Genomic DNA, 22,965 nt, shown 5'->3' on the forward strand with positions numbered 1-22,965 from the left:
AATGAAACGATCGTCCGGTCTAGCTGATCCGGCCCTGATACGCTTTGCCTTCTCTCGCTCGACAGATTCTGGCGAACGAGCGCCCCAAATGAAGATTGTGCGACCATTGAGGGCCGAAATCTCCTCAAGTCGGTCCAGCCGCCGGTTATGACCTGTTGCCATTTCCAAATTTCCCTTCCAGCGCTCGCAAGCGCTCTTCGTGGTCAACTGTTTCAAGGACACGCGCATAGCCCTCCACCTGCTTCGTCAACTCGGACGCCTCCGATGGGGTCAATTCCCCGCTCGCCACCGCTGCCACGATCGAGGCAAGGCCCTTCACCGCATCCACAGGCTCATTCATTGCCGGCAATGGGAATGCGACGTGGCGATCCCTCCGGGGTGGCATGATGCGGTCCAGGCAAAGCCGAAGCGCGGCCATATCGCCCGCGAGGCCGAGATCGATTGCCTTTCGGGTGAGCTTTTCCGCCTCCCCGTCGAGCAGCGCCTCCAGTGCTAGTGTCGCCCGGTTGCGAAGGCCCTTGGGCTTGCCAGCGGGGTTTCCACTCTGCCCGGGCTTGAACCTGGTATCCTGCTTTTTGCCTGCAATTTCAGACTTTTTCCTCAAGACGGTCTCCGATCATTCGAATGCGAGCGTCCTCGCTTCGACTGTTGATTTTGACTCTGATTGTTTTTCGCGGCGGCCCTATCGGCTCACTATCCGCATTCCTTGTGGGCGCCCTCGCCCTAGCCGGCTTAACTCTGAGCCGTACTCAATGCCTCAAGAACTACACCGCTAGCGCGCAACGCCTGATCTGCGCTAACGGCAAATGCCCGCCCTTGCTTAGGCGGTTGCTTAGTGCCCGGCATCCTCACCGGGTATTGTTGCGCTCGCTAAAGCGCCTGTGTTTCCTCGATACCGACGCCGTCAGTTCGCAACCTCGCAATCACCGCCTGCCTGATGTAAGCGGATCGCGAAAGGAAATCGCGATGGGCCGCCCGGTCAATTGCTTCAATAAGCACCGACGGTGCCCTAACCCGCAGTAATTCCTGCAATGGTGTTTCCTGCTTCATTATAGTCGCAAATCCTCAAAGCTCGCCGCCTCAGTGGGAACAAGCTGGCCCAGATATAGCATATGATAATAGGATTTCAAGATATTGTGCTTTCACAATATTGCGACATCAACATATTGTTCCGCGTCACACGCCCAGCTCTCAGGAACCGTGCATTCCTGGGCCTCGGAGAAGTCTAACCGAGCAATCGCGGAAGATTTGGGATCAAACTACACTCTCGATAGCCGTTTGCTGACTCAGAGATGCCCAGTGGTGAGTCAAAACTGAAAGCGGCTACCCACCTAGCCCGGGGATTTCGACTCACAGCGGGGCATCTGTGAGTCATGCAGCTATTTGATTCATGCACGGAACCCCGAAGCGACCCAATAGAGACTCGCGCCGAGTAGCAACAGCAAAGCGGGTGGGCTGATCGTCAACCAGAATACTTCCCAGAGGCCCGGCTGTCGGAACGCTTTTGGCGTTGCCAGATAGGGTGGCAGCTCCAAATCCGTGGAATTTGCAGCCTCTGGCTTTAAGGGATCGATAGTCGCCTGCTGGCAACCAGGGACAAATCGCGCGTAGGAATTCGTCGGATCACATTTAACCTTTGCCTTGTCCTTGCAAACGAAATAGTTCGAATGCGGGTTCGTCGGATCACAGTGTTCTGCCGCCGCAACTCGTCATGGATCGTTGTACCACTTGAAAACGCCGTAGCCGCCAGCAATGCCGATCCAGAAGATCGCAAGCGATATCCACGCTCTGAAAAGACCCCTGCGCCAGTTCATCTCAATGCTCGCCCTAGAACAGCGGCTTGGAAGGCTTGCAAACACCCTCCCCTCATAATCACCAAGGCTCCATGAACTCGCGGTTGCCGATGATGTAGCGCAGCGACCAGGTCTTGCCCTCACGGTTCTGGCAGTCGAGCCGGCCGACAACCCCACGCGCGTCCTCCGCGATCCAATTGAGCCTGTAGGGGATCGGACAGTTGAGTCCGAAGCCCTCGACCTTGCGCCGGATGGCCTCCTGAAACTGCGGCTCGATCTCGACGCCGCTATTCTGGGCGTGCGCGTCGAAGAACGCGGAGAGGACAGACGCTCCAACAACCGCAGCGACGGCCAGCGTGGCTTTGTTCATTGGCCCCATCCCCATTCAAAAGCACCGAGCGCAATGTCTACGGCGGCGAGCCCGTTGGCAATGGCCTGCCACGGCGGCGAGCCGGACCTGGCGCCCAAGCCATCATGGCGCAGCGGCTGCAGCAGTCGCCATTGGAAACAAAAGCCAGCGCGCGCCGTCTGAGGGCGCACCACGCGTCAATTGTGATTGGCGGCGATTTACAAAAAACAGGCGCGAGATCGCAAGACGGGGCCACCGCCGCTCACTACAGAAGCTTTCCGGCTTCAATACAGTATGGGGCCGCCGAAGCGTTGCAGCGATGTCGATTATTGCTAATGACGCTATCCACACATAAGGCAGTGCACTGCCCAGATTTCGCCTTCATTTCGATCCCAAACCGCCTTCGGTCAAAATGGGGGAACTGAGGATGCTCGTAAAACTAAACGAAAGAGGCGTTCGTGCGTACATGGCCTCCGGCGGCGCTTTGTACCGGCGTCATGCGGATTGGCAGAGCCGCACCGGTCAAATTTCAAAATACAGCCGTGACCGTTTGCACGCCTATGTAATATGGAAAGGGAACCGTTCCTGGGATCGCGTTTTAGTTGACCTAATCGAACCTTGCTCATTTGCCCCAGATATCGAACTCGACTGTGCATAGAAAAAGCCCCGCGAAGAGGGCGGGGCTAGGTTCTTTGGGGATGCGGTGAAGCACCGCAAGCCGAGCATACACCCAAACGGGGGCCTCCCTTTGCGGAAAGCTGCCCTGATGAGATTTTATCAACAAGCCCAAATGCTGCGCAAATCTAGGCTTTTCCAAGTTATCCACAGGCTCTCTTCCGGGGCCGGGAGATAGGAACGGCCGTCAAAAACCCCTAGCTAGCGCATCCTGCTTGTTCCAATTGAAGTCTGGCCTAACGTCCGCGCCCTTTGTCCCGCAAGCAGTGCAGGTGAATAGCGGCTCGAGATCAGACAGTCGAACATCATCCGGCCATCGATCGCCGCTGATTGCGATGTAATGGGAGCACCGATAATCGGAGCAATAGATCAGAAGCCCGCGGACGCCTGACGAGCGCATTTCGCCTAACGTTATCTTTTCGATCTTCCTCGATGCGTTGGCGGCCATTAGCGAATCATGGATTCGTTTTTAGTGCCCTGTAGCGGGATGGGTGCGGAAACATACTAAAACGCACCAGCGGCCATTTCTGAGTCATCTAGAGGCACCGTGGGTTCGGAGGACGGTTCGGGAATCGAACTGACCGCCCACCGAAAGGTTTGACACCGCGCCCGAAAGATAAAACAAACAACGGCACAATACGGCACAAGGTTTGACACTTGGTGCGAAAATATAGAACGATATCAAAGACTGACGAAATCCCACCCCTTCCGCAACATGTTATTGAAAATACATATTTTTTTAAGCCTCTGATTTCTACCCACTCATCTACCCACGCGCATGGTTTTGAATTAACCGTTAGCCCCTTTTGGTGCGGGACCAGCTCTGGGGCCTATAATAAGAGATGCCGATCCGCCCGACCAAGATCACCCTTCCAGCGGACATCGAAGGCGCGCACCTGCATGTCGCTACGGGCCATAACCGGAAGTGGATAACCGAGCCAATCAAGCTTCTGCTTGCGATGGAACAGACGTCCGCAGGTACGCGCGCCGTTTGCGCCACGCGTTGCCGCGCCAAGGCGGATCCTCGAGCAATCCTGACTCTAGCGGCGATGCTTTTTCGGCTTCAGCGATCCCGCCGGCGCCATCGCCAGGGCGCTGGCATTGCGTGAGCCGTCGGGCGATACCGATGCCACCGGATTCGTACCCGTGGCCGGTTCTCGTCCGACCTCCCGGCGAGGCCAGGCAAAATCGTCGGCGCGGCCGGCAGGCGGTGTCAAGGCTTCGCCCTTGACCAGCGTTCTGGCGGCGAGCGTGTCGACCGCGGCTGGCCGCGATCCCGGGCCGCCGAGTAGTTGATCGGTACCGACGGAAGAATCAACCAGCGGCACGATCGGTCCTGCCAGCGGCCGGGGCACAGGCTGGCCTGGGACCGCATTAGCATCGGGCGTTGGCGGCTCGGTAGGCAGTGGAACCGGTGCGGTGCGCGCCGCCAAAAGCCGCGTGATTTCCCGTTCGACGTAGTGAGCGAGCTTGCGCGCACCGGGTTTTGTAAAATAAACACCATCGGAGGAGCGCAGCTGGCGGATTTGGCCTTCCAAGTCCGGTCCCTTCTGCGTGAATTGGCCTGCCTCGTCGACAAATCCGTCCCAGACATCGACGTAGGTGATGCCGGTCCTGCCGGCAGCGTTGCGATACAATGCATCCAGGAACAGCGTGTCAGCGGTTGCCTTAGGGCCGCGTACCACCGGCAGACCGACCCACAGCACCGGCACACCCTTGGACTTAAGGACGCCGATCATCTCCTCGATCTTTTTATTATAGAGTTCGACCCAGCGCTGCTCTCGAAATTCGTAAACGCCGTTCGGGGAGCGCGCACTTTTCTCGGGCGAGATGACCGGCGGCTCGGCGCCGGCGGCTTCGCCGGACAGTTCGGCATCCGCCGGCTTGCCGTCCGGTTTGGCCGTTGCATCCTTCTTGTCAGCCTTCTTATCGACCTTCTGTTTGTCGGGGGCAGATTTGCTGTCGGCCTTCTCGGCCGCTGGCTCATGCATCGACGTGCGGTCATCGAGGCCCAGCATGACGACGATAACGTCCGGATTCTCGGTGGCGAGGATGTTCTTGGCCGCAGCCGCCCAGTCGGCGGGCTCGCCCTTGGGCTGATACCGAATTAGACCGGAAACGGTCTTGTGCTTGCGGATCACGCCCAAGTCGGGCTGCTCCGAATAGGCGTCCTCGAGACCGTAAGCGAGCCAGTCCGCCATAGCGTCACCGAGCACTAGAATGTGACGCTGCGGTACAGTTTCGCGTTTCTCCGGCGGCGGCGCCTTTGAAAAATCCTCGCGCACCGGCGGTAGCGCTTGCCGCCTATCCCAACGAGGTGCTTTCTGCTGAAACGGCTCAAACATGCCGTTGCCATACCAGCCGCCACCGAACCCCCCACCACCGCGCTGCGGCTGCGGGCGCTGCTGAAAACCGCCGAAATTAAAGAACTGCGCCGAGCTGGATCCAACTATGCCGAGCAGCAACCCCAAGGCCATGGCCAGCGCAATTAGCAGGCCGCTTCGGGTAAACACACGCACTCGTTTTGGCCTGTTGGACATGGCCGGACTGCACGGGACGGAGAAACTCAACCATAGCACTAAGGCGCTGTAACAAGTCTCAGATCATTGTGAAGTGATTACCGTGAGTACAGAAAAAGCCGAAGCCGACATTGCTACGGGTCTCAACACCGCGATCCTGCGCCGGTGGAGTATAATGCAGGGGTTCGAACCATCTGACTGCCTTAATGGCCACGCGCTAAGGGGCTTTCCCCATCGAGTCGTCCGTGGTCTTCACGTTGATCATGACTTCCATGCCGAGTTCGTCCTCCCCGTCTCCCCAATAGCTTCCGGAAAGGGGGATTGCCTGTGCGGGTGTTCGGGCAACGCCTACGCGGATAAGGTCTCGGTTGCCGACTATCCCGTTCGTCGGATCAAATTCTACCCATCCTGATCCCGGCACGTAGATCTGACACCAGGCGTGCGTGGATCCTCCTCCGAGCCGAAGCGGCCCGTCACGACCCGGCACGTAGACGTACCCGGTGACGAATCGCGCCGCGAATCCCAGGTACCGAGCTGCTTCCATCATCAACAGCGCAAAGTCTCTGCACGTGCCTTGTAGATGGTTTAGGGTTTCTCCGGGCGATTGCGTCCCGCGGGACATTCGCTGCTCGTATGAGAACCCTTCAGCTATCGCTTCGTTGAGCGTCATCAGGAGTTGTCCGGTGGGTTGGCTGGTGTCCATTCGCACGAACTTTGCCAACCATTCCTCCACCTCGACGTCATGCGGATGTTGTCGGGAGATGTAGGCGGCTAGGTCCGGAGCTTCATCTTCGGAATACGAGAACGGATGCGAGCGCGCATAATCTTCTATCCGGAAGTCGGGAGCGTTCTCGGGCGTATGCTCCAGGCGGATGAAGGTCTCAAATTCCAGCAGTTCGCACATCGTACTAAAATCGACCAACGTCAGGCAGTTGCCGAACACATCGTGAATCCATCTGACTTCCGCAGGCTCGGGAATGACGTTCAGACGGCATTCCAGCAATCGTTGATCGAAGCTGTCACGCGGGCGGAACAGGAGCTGATGCAGGCCCGGTCTTATCGGTCGTTTGTAGCGATACATCGTCTTATGATGTACAGAGAACACCGTCATGATGGAACGACTGTAAAGAAAAAGCGGTCCAAACGCGAGGCAGATCCAGATTCGTTCAGCGCCGATCACAGCCGAGCTCACAACCGACGAAGTCAGGGCGTGAACTCACAGATCCGTAGGCGCTGGCGGACTAACGCTTTTGTGGTATTCGATCACGAGCAGCACAGCTGACTTGGTTGCTGGCGGGATGGCATTATATTGCTCGACCTTGTGGCGCGGAGCCTGAAGCGCGGATTCAACACCGGAGCTGATCTCGGCCTGCGGCCAATCAGACGGCGGCCAATTCCGATGACTTCTGATTTGGAAACATTTCATTCCTTGTGGTTCCGTTTTTCGGTTCGCTTTGCCGGTTGTTGATTATCCGCGATCGACCGCGTCCTGATCTCAACCTCCCAGCCACATCAAAAAATACCACAACGATCGGCAAGCAAGCGCGCGCCAAGAGCACAACGGCGATGGTTGCCGCACTGGGGCTAGGAGTGCTAGCGTGATCTCGAAAAAGGGAGTCATTCGATGTCCCTTCAATCGTCATTGAAGACGACGGCCTCAGCAGCCCGCTTCGTCTTTTTTATAAGTATCTGGCTCGCAATCGCCAATTGGAGCAAAGAGGATCTTCCGATCGGCGTCGCGGCTTCTGTACTCGCGGTATTGATCAGCTTGTCGCTGTTACCGCCCACCACAATCCGCCCGCGTCTCGCCCCGCTTGTCAGACTTAACCTTCGCTTCCTGAGCAGTTCCATCCTCGCGGGCGTAGACGTCGCCAGACGTGCGCTCCTGCCCCGTCTTGACTTGAATCCCGGATTTGTTGCCGTCCCCTTTACGTTGCCGCCCGGCGTCACCCGCAACACCTTTCTCATTTATTCGAGCCTGCAGCCAGGAACCTTGCCTACAAGCGCGGAAGGCGACACGCTTCAGGTGCACGGCCTCGACATTTTGCAGCCGATAGCCGCATCCATCGAAGCTGACGAAGACCTGTTCGAAAAGGCGCTCGGCCATGAATGAACTGCTTCTCGCGGCGGCGGGCCTCATTGTCCTTATGGTCGCCATTGGACTTGCTCGCATTTTGCTTGGATCTAATGACGTGGAACGGCTGATGGCGGTCCAACTGCTCGGCACCGGCGGTATCGCCGCGCTGCTATTGATCGCTCAGGCGACAAATGTCCCCGGCGTGGAGGATGTCGCGCTCGGTCTCGCCTTGCTCGCCGCGTTTGCCTCCATTGCCTTCATCAATCTCCTCGACGTTGACCAGGGAGACGCTGAGGCGTGATTGCGCTTCTCGATCTTTTCAGTATCGCCGCGATCAGCGCCGGTACGTTTTTCTTCCTCGCGGGGACGGTTGGCCTTTTGCGCTTTCCGGACTCGCTCACGCGTCTGCATGCTTTGACCAAGGCCGACAATCTTGGCCTTGGTCTGGTCGCGCTCGGCCTGATCCCCCACGCCGATAGCGCACTTTCGGCACTCAAACTGATCGTCATTTGGGTTTTGGTTCTGCTCTCGGGTGGCTCGACCTCACAACTGATTGGCCGCGCGCTGAGGCGGGGTCGCAAATGAGTCTTCTCCCCATTCTTGACGTTGTTCTTGCCGGTTTGGTCATCGGCGTCGCTATCTTTACTATCACTGCGCGGGAGCTGTTCGCCTCCGTGGTCGGTTATGTCGCCTATGGGCTGTTGCTCGCTTTCGTCTGGATCCGGCTTTACGCGCCAGACGTTGCCTTGACCGAGGCGGCGGTGGGCAGTGGGGTCACCGGGGTGCTGTTGATTACTGCGGGCAAAAGGCTCGGAGCACTCAAGAATGCTGCTCCGGAGGCGCAGCCGGGATTCGCCTTCAAACTCCTCACTGGCGTGCTCGCCGCGCTCGTCGCCAGCGCGTTGGGCGCAGTCATCCTGATGCTGCCTGATCCGCCCCCCTCGCTTGCGCCGGAAGCGGCCGCTGCTGCCGACGGTGCCGGCGCTGGCCTGGGCAATCCCATCACAGCGGTGCTGATGTCCTATCGCTCCCTTGATACAATGCTGGAGAAGATCGTGCTGATCCTGGCGGTGGTCGGGGTCTGGTCGGTGGGCACCGACAAGGCGTGGGGCAGCGCGCCCGCGCCGCTCCGCCAGCAAGAGCCCTATGCTCCGATGGTCTTTCTCGCCCAGATGCTCGCCCCTGTCGGCGCGCTCATTGCAATTCATATCTTTTGGACTGGAGCCAACGCGCCGGGCGGCGCATTTCAAGGCGGCGCTCTGCTTGCGGCCATGTGGATGGTCACCATGATGGCGCGGCTGACGGACCCGCCCCGCATCGACACGCAATGGCTGCGCGTGGCTTTGGTCGCTGGACCTGCCGTATTCCTCATCAGCGGGCTCGCGGGCGAAGTTGTCGCAGGAGCCTTCTTCGCCTATCCGCCCAGCCTCGCCAAGCCGATCATCCTTTTCATCGAAGCGTTCATGGTGTTGTCCATCGCGGCGGCCTTGCCGATGCTCGTCGCTGGTCCGCCGAGCGAGAGACCCGATTAATGACCCCTTCAGTTCTGGCGGGATTGACCGGCGCGGCTTTGGTGGGTTTTGGGCTTTATGGCCTCATTCTCCATCCACATCCGCTGCGCAAGCTGCTGGCCTTCAACCTGATGGGCAGTGGTGTCTTCCTCATTTTCGGCATTGTCGCGCGGCGCGGCGCGTCGGCGGGCTTTAGCTTCGACCCCGTCCCACAAGCCATGGTCATAACCGGAATTGTGGTCGCCTTCGCCGCCAGCGCGATCGCAGTGGCCCTCATTTTACGCCTTTCCGCGGAGAGCGGCCACGTCACGTTGGATCCAGAGGTCTGGACCGGATCGAATGGTGGAGACACAATGTGATGGCGGAATCGGGGACAACCACGCCGGGCGGGTACCTCCTCGTTCTCACGATTCTGCTCCCGGTTGTCGGAATGATCCTCTCATTCACGCCTGGAGGCCGCAATGCCGAGCGCATTGCTTTATGTTCGACGCCGTTCGGATTTGCGCTGGCCTGCGCAATCGCATTCCATGTCAATCGAGCGGGCAAGCCCATCGTCTATCTGGTGGGCGGATTGCCGCCGCCGCTCGGGATCGCCTTGCGTGCCGACGGCATTTCGGCGGTGATGCTGGTCGCTGCTGCGGTGATCGTGACAGCCGCGGCGTTCTATGCCCGCCCGAAGTTCGCTACGCCTGACGGCGTCAGCGAAAGCCGAAGTTCGCTGACCTTCTGGATCATGCTTCAGGCGATCTGGGCCGCGTTAAACATCATTTTCGTAGGCGGCGATCTGTTCAACCTCTACGTCGCGCTGGAACTGCTGACCTTCGCGGCGGTGCCTCTCGTCTGTATCGATGGCCGCCCGGAGACGATCGCTGCCGCATTGCGCTATCTGCTGTTCGCTCTCTTCGGATCGATCTCCTATCTGCTCGGCGTGGCCTTGTTCTACGGCGCGCACGGGACGCTGGACATTTCGCTTCTCGCAGAAAGGGTGCAGTCAACGCCCGTTGTCTGGACGGCGGCCGCCCTGATGACCTGCGGCCTGCTCGCCAAAACTGCCCTCTTTCCGCTGCACCTTTGGCTGCCGCCAGCCCATGCCAACGCGCCGGCGGCAGCGAGTGCCGTACTCTCCGGACTCGTTGTCAAAGGCTCATTCTTTCTCACGCTTCGGCTGTGGTTTTATATCCTTCCCGCCCTTCCCGCGGAGAAGGTGGCCATTGTTCTCGGTTGTCTTGGCTCAGCGGCGATTATCGCAGGGAGTGTAATCGCCTTGCGTCAAGCGCGGTTGAAGTTGCTAATCGCCTATTCGACAGTGGCTCAGATCGGCTACCTCTTTCTGGTGTTCCCGCTTGCAACGGGCGCCTCGAGTGCGATCGGCTGGAGTGCCGGAGTGATGCAGATTCTCGCCCATGCGTTCGCCAAGGCTGCGATGTTTTTCTCGGCCGGCCTGCTTGCCGAAGCGCTCGGCCATGACCAGATCGTAAAACTGGGCGGCGCGGCGCGCGTGTTACCGTTGACCTTCCTGACCATTGCGCTTGGCGGATTGTCGCTGGTGGGCCTTCCGCCGAGCGGCGGTTTCAGCGCCAAATGGCTGATGCTGCAAGCCTCCGTCGCATCTGGCCAGTGGGTCTGGACGCTTCCGATCCTCGCCGGTGGCCTGCTTGCGGCCGGCTATGTCTACCGGATTCTTACGCCCGCATTATCCGATGACCAAATTTCACTGGTATTGCCTCCGAAGCGCAGCCAGGAGGTCATTGCGCTTGCTCTGACAGCGGTCGCCATTGCGCTTGGCTTCGCGCCGCAGGCTTTCTTTGACTTCCTTGAAATCGGGCGTCCGGTGGTGGGGCAGCCATGACCGATCTTCCCTCTACGCTGCTCGTCGCGAGCCTCGCCACGCCATTGGCATTCCTCGGCGCCTGCTTCGTCGAAGGCTGGCGACGGCACGCCCTCGCCCTCCAATGGCTCGCCCCGGTACCCAGTCTCGCAACTGGCCTCGTCGGTTTGATCCGCGCGCCGCTTGTCTGCGACCTGCCTATCCTGGACTTCACTCTCCGCCTCGATCCGCCAGGCGCCCTGCTTCTCACGGGCGCGGCCTTGCTTTGGATCGTCTTCAGCGCTGCGATCTGGCGCGACCGCCCGCCCGATAACCGTTTCGGCCTTTCCTGGCTTCTCACAATGACCGGCAACATAGGTGTCTTCGTCGCCGGTGATCTTGTCTCCTTCTACCTTTTTTATGCGCTCGTCAGCATTCCGGCCTATGGGTTGTTCGCTTTTTCTGACGACCGCGAACAGAAGCGCTCCGGTGCGATCTATATGGCATTCACCATTCTTGGCGAGGCGATTTTGCTGCTCGCCTTCGCGATGCTCGTGACAGGAGAGCCGCTTGGAAGCACGCGCATCGTGGATGCGATGGCCGCCTTGCCTTCCTCGCCTTGGCGAGACGCGACCCTGGGTTTGATCGTCGCCGGATTCGGTATGAAGCTGGGAATGGTCCCCTTCAACGGCTGGATGCCGCTGACCTATAGCGCCGCGCCGATCCCTGCAGCCGCGCTTCTGGGCGGCGCGGGCGTCAAGGCCGGCGTAATCGGGCTTATCCGCTTTCTGCCGCTTGGAATCCCAATGGAGGGTTGGGGGGATTCTTTGGTCGTCTTGGGCTTTCTTTCCGCGTTTTACGGGGTCGCTTTCGGTCTGACCCAACAAAATCCCAAGGTTATTCTGGCATATTCCAGCATCAGCCAGATGGGAGTCATCGCAGCCGTGCTGGGCATAGCGCTTGCCAAAGGAGAAGCTGACGGCGCTCTCGACGCAGCTTTTTATGCTGCAAACCATCTGCTGGTGAAAGCTGCGCTGTTCCTTGCGATCGGCGTGCTGGCCACGCGAGACGCGGCAACGCCGGTTCTCGCCGTCCCCCTTGCCCTTAGCCTTGCGGGGCTACCGTTCACAGGCGGCGCGCTGGCCAAACTTGCAACAAAGGCGCAGTTCGCCAGCGGATCGGTAGCCGCGCTCGCCACGCTTTCTTCAATCGGCACGGCGCTGTTGATGACACATTTCCTGATCTGCTTCGCCGTGCCATCGTCGCGCGCTGCACAGGAGTGTCCATCCGCTCTCGTTCGTTTTTGGCCCGCGGCTGCCCTCGGCGCGATCTTGCTGCCGTGGGCTTTCTATCCGGTAGTCGGCAATGCGTCATATGCGTTTGAAATCGGCAATCTCGTCGATGGGCTCTGGCCGGTGGCGCTTGGCATGGGCCTCGCTTTTGTGCTGAGACGGGTCAGGTTTGCACCGCACGTGCCGGTCGGCGACAGCATAGTGCTTGAGGAGGCCGCGTTCCGTCGCTTGTTAGGTATTGGTCCATCCCTTGAAAAGCTTGACGCCCGTCTACGGCAATGGCCGATGGCCGGCATCTCGTTACTTCTGATTATCCTGGCCCTGCTGACGGCGAGCGTCTCAGGTAGCTAGTGGTCCGATTCTAACATTCGCTCCCATCAACGAGCCACGTTTGCGAATGTTAGAATCAAAGGACCACTTGCAAATTATTGATGCTAGTGGAGCTTTGGATTTGACGTTCGCATAAGCGAGCCGCGGCAAGCGAGTAGCGAACGTCAAATCCGCTCCACTAGTCGTTGCTTCGGTTCCTTGACGCGGAAGAAAATCACATAGAGCGCCGGCAGGACGAGGAGGGTCAGCACGGTGGCTACGAACAATCCGCCCATGATCGCGAAGGCCATCGGCCCCCAGAACACGGTCGGTGCAATCGGAATAAAGCCCAGAACGGTCGAGATTGCGGTCAGCATGATCGGCCGGAAACGCGAGACCGCGCCTTCCACGACCGCATCCCACAGCTCACGACCCTGTGCGCGCTCGGACTCGATCTGTTCGATCAGGATGACAGCATTGCGCGCGATCATGCCCATCAACGCCAGAATTCCGAGAATGGCGACGAAACCGAGAGGCCGACCAGAAATCAGCAAGGCTGCGACAATGCCTATAAGGCCCATAGGCACAAGACAGAGAACCATGGCGAGCCGGCTGAAACTGTGCAGCTGCGCCATGAGGAACAGCAGCATCAGGAACAGCATTGCAGGGACCATCGCGTAGACCGAGGCCTGTGAACTGGCGCTTTCTTCGACCGTGCCGCCCACGGCAATGCGATAGCCCACAGGCAGGCTCGCCTGCAGCTTTTCCACGGCCGGGGCCAAGGAAGCCACCGCTGCCTCCGGAGACGAACCCGGTGCGACATCGGCCTGGACGGTCAGCGTCGGCACGCGGTTGCGTCGCCAAACCAGCGGATATTCCTGGCCGTACTCAAAGCGCGCGATCTGACTTAAGGGAACCGTGCGACCGCTGGGCAACGGCACCTGCAAGGATTGCATTGTGTCGAGGGAGACACGTTGCTGGTCTTGAGCGCGGGCGACGAGGTCGACCAGGTAGATGTCGTCGCGCAATTGGGTGATTGCGGCGCCGGTCATCACCGTGTTCAGATAGGCCGAAAGTTGCCTCGAGTTCAGTCCAAGGAGGCGCGCCTGATCCTGATCGATTTCGACTCGCACCTTGCGCGCCGGCTCCATCCAGTCGAAATTTATCCGCCGCAGATTGTTGTCGGAGCCGAGGACCTGGCCGAGCTGCAAGGCAATGGTGCGCACCTGGCCCAAATCCGGGCCACTTACGCGATATTGCACAGGCCATCCCACTGGCGGCCCAAGCTCCAGCGGTGAGACGCGAGAAACAATGTTCGGGAACTCCTCAGCCAACTTTTTCTCGAGCGCCGTCTGAAGCCTTTTGCGCGCGGCAACATCCCTCGCAATGACCACAGCCTGGGCAAAAAAATCGTTGTTGAGCTGCACATTCAATGGAAGATAGAAGCGGATCGCGCCGCGCCCGACATAAGTGCTCCAGCTCGCGACGTCGGGATTTTCCTTGAGCACGGCGTCGAGTTTGGCCGCGGCACGGTCGCTGGCGAAGATCGACGCATTTTGTGGCAAGGTCAGATCGACCACCAGCTCAGGACGGTCCGAAGCCGGGAAGAATTGCCGGGGCACCAGCGGTAGAGCCAAAAGCGAGGCAACGAAACATGCGAGCGCGATCGCAACAGTCATCCAGCGCCGGCGCATGGCGGTCAGCAGAATCGCACGGAATGCGGTCATGATACGGCTGGGTTTCCCGTCTTCTCTGCGTTCGGGAGACTTGAGCAGCCAGACTCCAAGCAAAGGTGCGAACAGCACCGCAACGAACCAGGAAACGATCAGCGCGATCGATACGACCGCGAAAATCGAAAACGTATATTCGCCGGCCGAAGACCGTGCAAAACCGATTGGCACGAAGCCTGCAGCGGTGATGAACGAGCCGGTAAGCATGGGAAATGCCAGCGTGTCATAGGCGAAAGTCGCCGCTTTCTCCTTGCTGTCACCGGCCGCCATGCGTGAGATCATCACATCGACCGTTGTCATCGCGTCGTCGACCAGCAGGCCGAGAGCGATAATCAGCGCACCGAGCGAAATGCGCTGCAAATCGATCCCGATGGATTCCATGATCGGGAAGATAATCGCCACGGTCAGCGGGATCGACAAGGCGACCACGGCGCCGGGCCGGAATCCAAGGCTGACGATGCTGCAGGCCATGATGATCGCAATGGCCTGCCAGAGGGACGTCATGAATTCGCCAATGGCGTGTTTCACCACCACCGGCTGATCGGACACCAGCGTCACGTCGATGCCGAGCGGCAGATCGGTCACGCCGGAATCGATCGCCTTCTTCACATTTTGGCCCAACGCCAGGATGTCGCCGCCGTCGCGCATGGCGATGGCAAGACCGATCGCCGGCTTGCCGCTGACGCGGAACATCGGTTGCGGCGGATCGGAGAGCGACCGTCGAACCTCGGCGATGTCTCGCAGGCGGATCAAACGCCCATTCGACGGAAAATTGACGTCGAGCAGATCATTCTCTGACTTGAAAGCGCCGGTCACGCGGATCGACAATTTTTCGTCGCCGGTCTGGAGCGAGCCTGCTGGAATCACGGCGTTCTGTGCCCGGAGTGCATCGACCAGCGCAGCGCGGTCGATGCCGAGCCCGGCAAGCTGGCTTGTCGAGAATTCGACATAGATCTGCTCATCTTGCGCGCCGAGAATTTCGATCTTGGAGACGTCCGGAACCAGCAGCAGCTTCGAGCGCATCTCCTCGACATAATCGCGCAACTCACGATGGCTGAAGCCATCAGCGGTAAAACCGTAAATCAGGCCGTAGGTGTCGCCGAAATCATCGTTGAAGCCAGGTCCGACGACGCCTTGGGGCAAGGTATGCCGTATATCCCCGATGTTCTTGCGCACTTGATACCAGATGTCCGGCACTTCCCTTGCGGAGGTCGAGCCTTTGAGATTGACGAAAATCGTCGTCAAACCCGGATTGGTATAGGAGCGCAGGAAGTCCAGGCCCTTTGTTTCCTGTAACTTGCGCTCAAGGCGTTCGGTGACCTGGGTCAGGGTATCGTCGAGCGTTGCTCCTGGCCAAGCCGCCTGCACGATCATGGTGCGGAAGGTGAAGGCCGGATCTTCGCTGCGTCCAAGACGGAAATAGGACGACAAGCCGGCGATCACGATCGCGATCATTGTAAAAACGATGAAGGATCGATGTTTCAGCGCCCAGTCGGAAAGATTGGGGCCACTCATGACCGCACTCCCAGAGGCCTTACCTTTTGGCCCGGATGCAGCGCCTGCACACCCGCTGTGACAACGATCTCGCCGCCGTCTAGCCCGCCCGAAAGCACCACCGTCCCCGGATCAAAGCGCAGGACTTCGACCGGCTTAAGGCCCACGGTCAAACTGTCCGGATTGACCACCCATACTGCGGGATTTCTATCTGTGGCGGTCAAGGCGCTCGCAGGGAGCGAAATTCCGTGGCCATGATCAACTTCCATCCGGCCGGTTACGGTCGCACCAAGCCGCATCTCGGGAGGTGGATCGTTGACTGCTACGCGGACCTTGAACGTGCGCGTGACCGGATCAGCCTGCGGATCGACCTGCCGCACTCGGCCTTTGGCGGTGATGTTGGGATCGTCGGTCAGAGCGATGATCACATCAGCATCCCCAGGCGCAGTGCGCAGCACCTGAGCCGGAACGTCGAAGACAGCGTCCCAGCCGGAATCGCGCGCGACCATGAAAACCATCTGACCGGCCTGTACTACCTCACCCGATTCCGCCGCGCGGTTGGTGACGGTGCCGGTCAAGCCAGCCTTGAGCTGGGTATAGCTGACACGGTCCTCGGCGATTTCGACCTGGGCCTTGGCGTCATCCACGGCCGCCTGCGCAGTGCGCAGCGCTTGCTGGGCCTGATCGAAGTTGGCGCGGGTCGTCCAACCCTGCTTCAGCAGTGTGTCCTGGCGGTCGAAATGATTGGAATCTTGCTCCAGCCTGGCGTTGGCAGCGGCAAGCGCCGCGCGCGCGGAACGAAGCGAATTTAATTCGTTTTGCGCATCGAGCTTGGCCACCACCTGGTCGGGCGTGACGCGATCACCCCTATCTACCGAGCGCTCGATGATCCTGCCACCGATCCGGAAGGCGAGAGCGACTTCCTTTTCCGCCTGGATCTGTCCTGTCAGAACAATTGTCTGGCCCAAGCCGCCCTTTTCGACGACGACCGTGCGCACAGGGCGCGGGGGCGGCGCCTCTTCGGCGACATCGCGCTTGCAACCGGCGAGCAATGGGAGGAGCGTCAGAGCAAGTGCCAGAACTGGTCCGCGGGGCAGATGCCAGCCCGAGCAAGGGGTGCGTGACGAGATAAGCATCGGAGCCTCACATTGGCGACCGTAGTTGACGAGGCGGTAGATCAGAACGAACCGACGAGCGAGCCGAGCACGATGACCACAACGAGAGCGATAATGGCGCCGAGAATGGCGACTATGAAGATATCCTTGTAGCTCGAGCCATGGGTACACCCGCACACCGACAGGAGCGTAACCACCGCGCCGTTGTGTGGCAGGCTGTCGAGCGTGCCGGAGCCGATCACGGCAACCCGATGCAGGAGCGCCGGGTCCATGCCGATCTGCGCCGCTCGTTCCAGATAGGTTGCACCCAGTGCGTCAAGGGCGATCGTCAGACCGCCAGACGCCGATCCGGTGAGCGCAGCCAGCGTATTGGTCGCGACAGCGAGAGAGACGAGCGGCCCGCCGCCGATACCCAGAACGGCGTCGCGCACCACAGCGAAGGCCGGCAGGGCGGCGACGACCGCGCCAAAGCCAACCAGACTTGCAACACTGATCGCAGGAAGCGCCGAGGCGTTCACGCCGGCGTCCATGGTTGCCCGGAGGTCCGGGATTCGCTTCCAGTTGAGGACGATGACCACGAGTATTGCCAGGGTCAGCGCAGTCAGAACGGACCATACGCCGATGACGGCGGCGGGAGACACGCCGCCCCATTCGGGCCTGGAAAGAAAGCTGAGGTCTAGTCGTGGCAACACTATCAGCGACAGTAAGAGATTGACCAGAATGACGACGACGATCGGCGTGACCGCAGACCCGAATTCAGGTTTCGTTGCCGCGAGTTCACCGTGAGCAATCTCCGCAGGGTCGAATTCATGCGAAGCAACGGCGCGTTCCCGCAATGTGTCGTCCCGGGCGATCTCGCTGGCGTTCTTGAGAGCGCCATCGCCGAAGCCCTCAGCACTTGCGTGCACCGCCGCCTGCTGACGACCCAGCCACCACACGCCAAACGTCAGCATGATGGCCGACGCGATGATGCCGAGGCCTGGCGCGGCAAATGGCGTCGTGCCGAAGAACGGCATCGGAATGGTGTTCTGGATTGACGGAGTCCCTGGCATCGCCGACATCGTGAAGGTAGCGGTACCGAGCATGATAGCCGCGGGCATCAGCCGCCGGGGAATGGCTGCCGCCTTGAAGAGACCCTGCGCCATCGGCGCAATGACGAAAAAGGCGACGAACAGGCTGACGCCACCATAGGTGACCACAGCGCCACCGAGCACCACAGCAAGAATTGCGCGCTTCGTTCCCAGCTTTTTCGTCATGTAGTCGGCGATCGCCGAGACCGAGCCGGTGTCCTCCATCAGTTTGCCGAATAACGCGCCAAGCAAAAAAATCGGGAAGAACTGCGCGAGAAATCCCGAGGCGCTTTGCATGAATGTTTGAGTCCAGTGCGCCAATAACGGCTCTCGGGAGAAGAAAGCCGCGGCAACCGCAGCGATCGGAGCGAGCAACAACACGCTCCAGCCCTTGAAGGCCAACCAGATGAGCAGCCCCAGCCCAATCAGAATGCCAAAGAGGCCGATCAGATCACGAAGACCCATGATCAGCACTCCGCCAGAAGAATGTCGAGATCTGCAGTCGAGCGTTTTCCCACGTCCGCGCCGTGCAACTTGAGGAAGTCCTCCGCCGCCTTTCGGCCTTCCTCCTTGAGCACGTGCAGGAAACGCGCCTCGGCGTTGAGCTTGGAGGATGCCCCGAACTCGGCAAGCTTGTCCGTGAGAATGTGATGGGTGCGCATTTTGGCCCAACGACGCCCCTCGCCTGTGCCAGGATCGGCAGCCTGGCACAGCAGCGCAATCATGCGCAGCTCCTTCATCAGGGGCGAGTTGAAGGAAATTTCATTGAGCCGGTCCAGGATGTCACCTGCTGAACGCGGCGTTTCGCGGCGTTCGCGCGGATTGATCTGAACCAGGATAACGTCATAGGCCTCGCTCTCACGGACCAAGGGCGAAATGGTTGGATTGCCCGCGTAGCCGCCATCCCAATAGGGCTCGCCGTCGATCTCGATCGCCTGGAATAAGGTCGGCAAGCAGGCGGAAGCGAGCAACACCTCCGGAGTGATCTCCTTGTTGCGGAAAATTTTGCCACGACCGGTATGGACGTTCGTTGCAGTGATAAAAAGCTTGATCGGCGCCTCGTTGAGATGACTGAAATCGATGCAGTCCTCGAGAATCGACCGGATCGGATTGTAGCCAAATGGATTGAGATTGTAGGGTGAAACAAGCCGGCTCACGAGGTCCATCATCACATAGCCGGGAGAGGTGTCGAGCGACCAACGATTCATCAAGCGGTCGAACATCGAGCGTTGGATTGGACTATACCGAGCAGAGGCGGCGACCCGTTCCCAATACGCGTCCAGTGCCTCGCGTGCGCCGCGTACGCCGCCCTTGATATAGCCACTGACCAGAACGGCGGCGTTCATGGCGCCCGCCGAGGTGCCGGAAATCGCTTCGATCCTCAGCCAGGACTCTTCGAGAAGTCGATCCAGTACGCCCCATGTGAAAGCGCCGTGAGAGCCCCCGCCCTGCAAGGCGAGATCAATGAGAACGGTTTTGCGCGAGGCATCCAGTTGTGCGGGCATGATGGTACCGTTTTCTATCGAAGACCCGGCGCCTGTCGGGCGCATTCTTGTTTGTTTGTTGTTCGATAAATGCGGTCGCTGCTCGCGCTCGCGTGGCGGACGAGAGCACCTCCCCCATCGTTATTAGCCTCCCCAGTCACCAGCCAGGTTGCGGCAGATCAAGCAAATGGTCGCGCGCAAAACAGGGTATGGATTTCCAGTTGAAAATCTGCTCGGCAGATTTCAAGCGGCGACGAACGTCCGCTCCTTGAGAGCGACACTCCTACCAGGGCTGCATAGACGTAGGTACAAATTCTCGGTCTAAGTTGCATCGATGGCCGAATGCGCATTGGATAACTGATCGCTCTGAAGCGCTGCTCTTCTGGCAGGACGATATTGATTTACGTCAATTTGGGTCAGGACTACTCGCGGTAAAATTGTCGATTCAGCAACAAGCGAGGAAGTCTGCAGAAACCGCCGCACGAACGCGGCTTGGTTGGTGGCGACGAAAAAACAAAGAACGCCAGGAATCCCTGGACAATCATGGCGCGATATCAGCCATGCGGGCGCTTTATCGTTACGTCAAGCGCGTGTTCAACCTCGATCGGAAAGACCACCATTGGGAAAGCGCAAGCTGGCGCGGGATCGGTGATCGAGTTTAGTCTGCTGCCCACAAACAGCGTATCGTGAGTTCAATCTGTCCGTTGGGTAATGGCCGCCACTGCTCGACAACGGCTATGTAACCGTCCTGTGGAGCCTGTCTGATAATCTCGCGAGCCATAGCGCGAGCCGCTGCGACCGGCAGCCTGAACATAATTCTGTCAGTCGGCTCGCACAGGCTAGAAATGCGCTCTGCGAGTTCGCTCGGTCGTTGGGCCATGGACCAGCCCACCGCCTCAACTACAGGAAGGTCAATTGATTTTTTTGGAAGCGCGGGAGATTTCCCAGATATCCACCGCCAGGAGGCAGCTTTGGTCAGTGCGCCATTCAATTGACATAAACTTCAGTCGCCGCCGTTCCATTTGTTCGCGGATTTAGTCGGCATATTGTTTCAGGCCAAGGCCAGCAAGGCGATCGCGTCTACCGGAACGATTATCCATTTCAAACCATGGGGCACGGCGCAAACTAGCGCGCGATTGATGACGCTAGGCCGCTGCCCCGTCGATGAATTTTTTGTACAACCAATGACGACCATCGTGACGCCGCCAAACCTTTCCGCGCACAAGCCGACCGGTGATTGTGCGTCTCGGTACGATAACCCTGCACAAATGCCAGGTCGTTGCCCGTGACGAGCGCTGGTTCAATCCGAGCATTCGAACTTGATCGCGAAGGGACTTCAGATTCTGTAGTTCTTGAGCCAACCTTTGTGACGTTTGGCAGAGGTCCTCTAACCAACGGTCATGACTGCGGATAATCATTACTGAACTGTTCGATCCAAAAACGGGAGCGGCCCCGTGCCGCCCCTTGAAATTGCGCCAGCCCTTTCGAGGCATCGGCTGAGTAGGCAACTCGATCTAACCGTAGCGTTGGAAGCTCGTCGTTGACGCTTATCACAAAACTCGCAATTTCTGAGCCACCGCCTATCGAGGCACATGTCTAGAGCATTTGAGTTTTGCCTACCTGCAACTGGAACCAAGGTTCCTGCCGCGCCCAACTGAATTCACGAAATCAAATATGACGGCTACCGCCTGCGTGTGGAGCGCAACGGCGAATCGCGTCCTACGTCGGTCCCCAACTCAGTCCCCAAATCGTACAGGATTTGAACGAATTTCCGGGTTGCCGACCAATCGGGAGCCTGGACCGTGAAAGGCCATTCAACGCGGCCTGCGAATGCAGTTGTTTATTGCAAGCCAGTTGATGATGAGCATCTAATACGGTGACTTCGTGCGCCCTGCATTCTGGCGAACTGCTGGACGAGAACTCATGAGTTTTCGGCGTTGGGCAAGGTGAACTGAAATACCGCGCCTTGAGGTTCATTGGCCTCTGCCCATAACCGGCCTCCATGCGCATCAATAATGGACCGGCAGATCGACAGTCCCATGCCCGTTCCGCCGGACTTGGTGGTGTAGAACGCCTTGAAGACGCGCTTGAGATGCGTGGGATCGATGCCTGGCCCGGAATCTCGCACGGCCACGAGCGCACCTGTCCGGTCTTGCTCGGTGCTGATCAACAGCTTTCGTGCCCCCGCCTCGACGGACCCCATTGCTTCGACCGCGTTCAGGACCAGGTTCAGCAATACTTGTTGCAATTGAACGCGATCCCCCGCAACGAGAGACAGTCCGTCAGCAAGCCGCATCTCAACCAAGACGCCGTTCCGGTTGGTGGCGCTTCGCACCAATATGATCACCTCTTCGATTGCCGCATTAAGGTCGAAACGCTCCTTGCGCGGCGGCGCCTTCTTGATCTGCTCGCGGATGCGGGCGATAATTTCTCCGGTTCGATCGGTATCGCTAACGAAGGAAGCGACTGCTTCCCTGACCTCGCCCAGGTCCGGAGGCTCCATCTCCAGAAATTTCTGAGCGGCACGGGCGTTGTTGCGCGCACTGGCGATCGGCTGCATGATCTCGTGAGAGAGCGAGGCAGCCAGCTCCCCCAACATGCTCACGCGGTTCATGTGGGCGAAATCCGCCTCCAACTGGAGGAGCCTCTTATGCTCCTCCTGCGCGCGTTTGCGTTCGGTAACATCGATCTGTGTCGTGACAATCTCGACAAGTTCCCCGCTTGCGGAAAACGCAGGTCGCCCGATTGTTTCGATGTGTTTGATTTCTCCATCGGGGAGTACGATTCTGTATGCAAAGAAGTAGTTTCTTTTCTCGCTGACCGCCCGTTGAACTTCTGCGAGCAACCGGTCGCGGTCGTCGGGGTGGATGCGCTGGTTCACGGCCTCGCGGCTTGGAACACCCTGCGCCGGATCAAACCCCCAGATGCGGAAAGTCTCTTCCGACCCGTAGAGAATATCCGTCTCGTTATAGGCAGCCACACCGCTGTGACTCAGTCTTTGTGCTTCTTCCAGATAGGCTTCGCTGCGGCGTAGCCGGTCTTCGGCCTTCTTGGCTTCATCGACGTCAATAGATAGACCGTACCACTGGATTATTCGCCCCTCTCGGTCGCGCAGCGGCTCACCATGGTCGCGATGCCAACGAAACTCGCCGTCCGAGCGACGCACGCGGTGTACAGCCTCGTAGGACGTTCCGGTCTCAATTGCGTGATGGAAGGCCTTTAGCGTTTCTGGCAAGTCGTCCGGGTGCACGAATTGCTGCCAGCCACGTTTCCTAAAATCCCGATGTGGCACGCCGATATAGTCCAAAAGGCGCTGATTGGCATAGGTGTTTTCGCCATCGGGTCCCGTTGCCCAGACGATACCTGGTACCGTATCGATGATTTGACGAAGCTTGTATTCGCTTTCCCGAACGGCCCCCTCCGCCTTTGGTCGATCATCAATATCGACTTCATCAGCTTGGTCAGCGGAGGAACGGCGTGTGGTTGGCGCAACGTGGCGCTTCCGCGTTTTCGCCTTCTGGCGTCGCGCCCGTTTGCTGCTTGCTCTGGAGCGCGCGCGCAATGCCTCCACCAAAGCTCAGACCTACAAGGCCGTTGGTTTACGATGCCAAGATTAAAGCAGGGATTTACCGTCCGTAAAATAGGGTTCGGGGATCAAGTTGCACAACAGCAATTTTGTACTTCGGATGTCGCCTTCGGGTCATTCGCGACTGAGCCAGCCGGTCCTGCCCGCCAATTGA

General features: G+C 59.1%; 18 protein-coding genes. 8 read left to right on the plus strand and 10 right to left on the minus strand.

Annotation, left to right across the window (positions count from 1 at the left end):
- Positions 1-145: 145 nt before the first annotated feature.
- From VNX23_RS09960 to VNX23_RS09980, 5 genes are all read right to left on the minus strand, one after another.
- Positions 146-604: a DUF5681 domain-containing protein gene (locus VNX23_RS09960; RefSeq protein ID WP_325629522.1), complete on the minus strand. Its 459-nt coding sequence runs from the start codon at positions 602-604 to the stop codon at positions 146-148.
- A 266-nt stretch (positions 605-870) separates the two neighbouring features.
- Positions 871-1,050, minus strand: coding sequence for a hypothetical protein (locus tag VNX23_RS09965; protein WP_325629524.1), 180 nt, complete (start codon positions 1,048-1,050; stop codon positions 871-873).
- 822 nt (positions 1,051-1,872) lie between these two features.
- On the minus strand, positions 1,873-2,163 hold the full coding sequence (locus VNX23_RS09970) for a hypothetical protein (protein ID WP_325629526.1): 291 nt from the start codon (positions 2,161-2,163) through the stop codon (positions 1,873-1,875).
- Between the two features lie 1,694 nt (positions 2,164-3,857).
- Complete coding sequence (locus tag VNX23_RS09975; protein WP_325629528.1) at positions 3,858-5,357, minus strand: SGNH family hydrolase; 1,500 nt, start codon at positions 5,355-5,357, stop codon at positions 3,858-3,860.
- A 196-nt stretch (positions 5,358-5,553) separates the two neighbouring features.
- Complete coding sequence (locus tag VNX23_RS09980; RefSeq protein ID WP_325629530.1) at positions 5,554-6,447, minus strand: transglutaminase family protein; 894 nt, start codon at positions 6,445-6,447, stop codon at positions 5,554-5,556.
- A 531-nt stretch (positions 6,448-6,978) separates the two neighbouring features.
- Between VNX23_RS09980 and VNX23_RS09985 the strand changes: the two genes are divergently transcribed.
- The 7 genes from VNX23_RS09985 to VNX23_RS10015 all read left to right on the plus strand — a co-directional run bounded on the left by VNX23_RS09985 (position 6,979) and on the right by VNX23_RS10015 (position 12,374).
- Complete coding sequence (locus tag VNX23_RS09985; protein WP_325629532.1) at positions 6,979-7,449, plus strand: Na+/H+ antiporter subunit E; 471 nt, start codon at positions 6,979-6,981, stop codon at positions 7,447-7,449.
- Positions 7,442-7,714 carry a monovalent cation/H+ antiporter complex subunit F gene (locus VNX23_RS09990; RefSeq protein WP_325629534.1) on the plus strand — a complete coding sequence of 91 codons (273 nt, stop codon included), beginning with the start codon at positions 7,442-7,444 and terminating at the stop codon, positions 7,712-7,714. The genes VNX23_RS09985 and VNX23_RS09990 overlap by 8 nt, the downstream gene beginning before the upstream one ends.
- The gene (locus VNX23_RS09995) at positions 7,711-7,998 is read left to right on the plus strand and encodes a monovalent cation/H(+) antiporter subunit G (protein ID WP_325629536.1); all 288 of its coding nucleotides are present in this window, start codon (positions 7,711-7,713) and stop codon (positions 7,996-7,998) included. The genes VNX23_RS09990 and VNX23_RS09995 overlap by 4 nt, the downstream gene beginning before the upstream one ends.
- Positions 7,995-8,945 carry a hydrogenase subunit MbhD domain-containing protein gene (locus tag VNX23_RS10000; protein WP_325629538.1) on the plus strand — a complete coding sequence of 317 codons (951 nt, stop codon included), beginning with the start codon at positions 7,995-7,997 and terminating at the stop codon, positions 8,943-8,945. Before VNX23_RS09995 ends, VNX23_RS10000 begins: the two co-directional genes overlap by 4 nt.
- Positions 8,945-9,283: an NADH-quinone oxidoreductase subunit K gene (locus VNX23_RS10005; RefSeq protein WP_325629540.1), complete on the plus strand. Its 339-nt coding sequence runs from the start codon at positions 8,945-8,947 to the stop codon at positions 9,281-9,283. The genes VNX23_RS10000 and VNX23_RS10005 overlap by 1 nt, the downstream gene beginning before the upstream one ends.
- Positions 9,284-9,354: 71 nt before the next feature.
- Positions 9,355-10,773, plus strand: a complete 1,419-nt coding sequence (locus VNX23_RS10010; protein WP_325629542.1) for a complex I subunit 5 family protein — start codon at positions 9,355-9,357, stop codon at positions 10,771-10,773.
- Complete coding sequence (locus tag VNX23_RS10015) at positions 10,770-12,374, plus strand: complex I subunit 5 family protein (protein WP_325629544.1); 1,605 nt, start codon at positions 10,770-10,772, stop codon at positions 12,372-12,374. Before VNX23_RS10010 ends, VNX23_RS10015 begins: the two co-directional genes overlap by 4 nt.
- 143 nt (positions 12,375-12,517) lie before the next feature.
- On the opposite strand, the gene VNX23_RS10020 is transcribed toward VNX23_RS10015, so the two are convergent.
- The 4 genes from VNX23_RS10020 to VNX23_RS10035 are packed head-to-tail and all read right to left on the minus strand — an operon-like array spanning position 12,518 to position 19,246.
- The gene (locus VNX23_RS10020) at positions 12,518-15,577 is read right to left on the minus strand and encodes an efflux RND transporter permease subunit (protein ID WP_325629546.1); all 3,060 of its coding nucleotides are present in this window, start codon (positions 15,575-15,577) and stop codon (positions 12,518-12,520) included.
- Positions 15,574-16,692, minus strand: coding sequence for an efflux RND transporter periplasmic adaptor subunit (locus VNX23_RS10025; protein WP_325629548.1), 1,119 nt, complete (start codon positions 16,690-16,692; stop codon positions 15,574-15,576). Before VNX23_RS10025 ends, VNX23_RS10020 begins: the two co-directional genes overlap by 4 nt.
- 41 nt (positions 16,693-16,733) lie before the next feature.
- The gene (locus VNX23_RS10030) at positions 16,734-18,188 is read right to left on the minus strand and encodes a GntP family permease (protein WP_325629578.1); all 1,455 of its coding nucleotides are present in this window, start codon (positions 18,186-18,188) and stop codon (positions 16,734-16,736) included.
- Between the two features lie 20 nt (positions 18,189-18,208).
- Positions 18,209-19,246, minus strand: coding sequence for a patatin-like phospholipase family protein (locus VNX23_RS10035; RefSeq protein ID WP_325629550.1), 1,038 nt, complete (start codon positions 19,244-19,246; stop codon positions 18,209-18,211).
- 305 nt (positions 19,247-19,551) lie between these two features.
- Between VNX23_RS10035 and VNX23_RS10040 the strand changes: the two genes are divergently transcribed.
- Positions 19,552-19,887 (plus strand): hypothetical protein, encoded by a 336-nt coding sequence (locus tag VNX23_RS10040; protein WP_325629552.1) that lies wholly within the window; start codon positions 19,552-19,554, stop codon positions 19,885-19,887.
- Positions 19,888-21,146: 1,259 nt separating this feature from the next.
- Here the strand turns inward: VNX23_RS10040 and VNX23_RS10045 are convergent.
- Entirely contained in the window at positions 21,147-22,796 is a 1,650-nt protein-coding gene (locus VNX23_RS10045; RefSeq protein WP_325629580.1) for a PAS domain-containing sensor histidine kinase, read from the minus strand.
- Between the last annotated feature and the right edge of the window lie 169 nt (positions 22,797-22,965).

The organism is Bradyrhizobium sp., from assembly GCF_035570375.1.
In the GTDB taxonomy this organism is placed as follows: Bacteria; Pseudomonadota; Alphaproteobacteria; order Rhizobiales; family Xanthobacteraceae; genus Bradyrhizobium.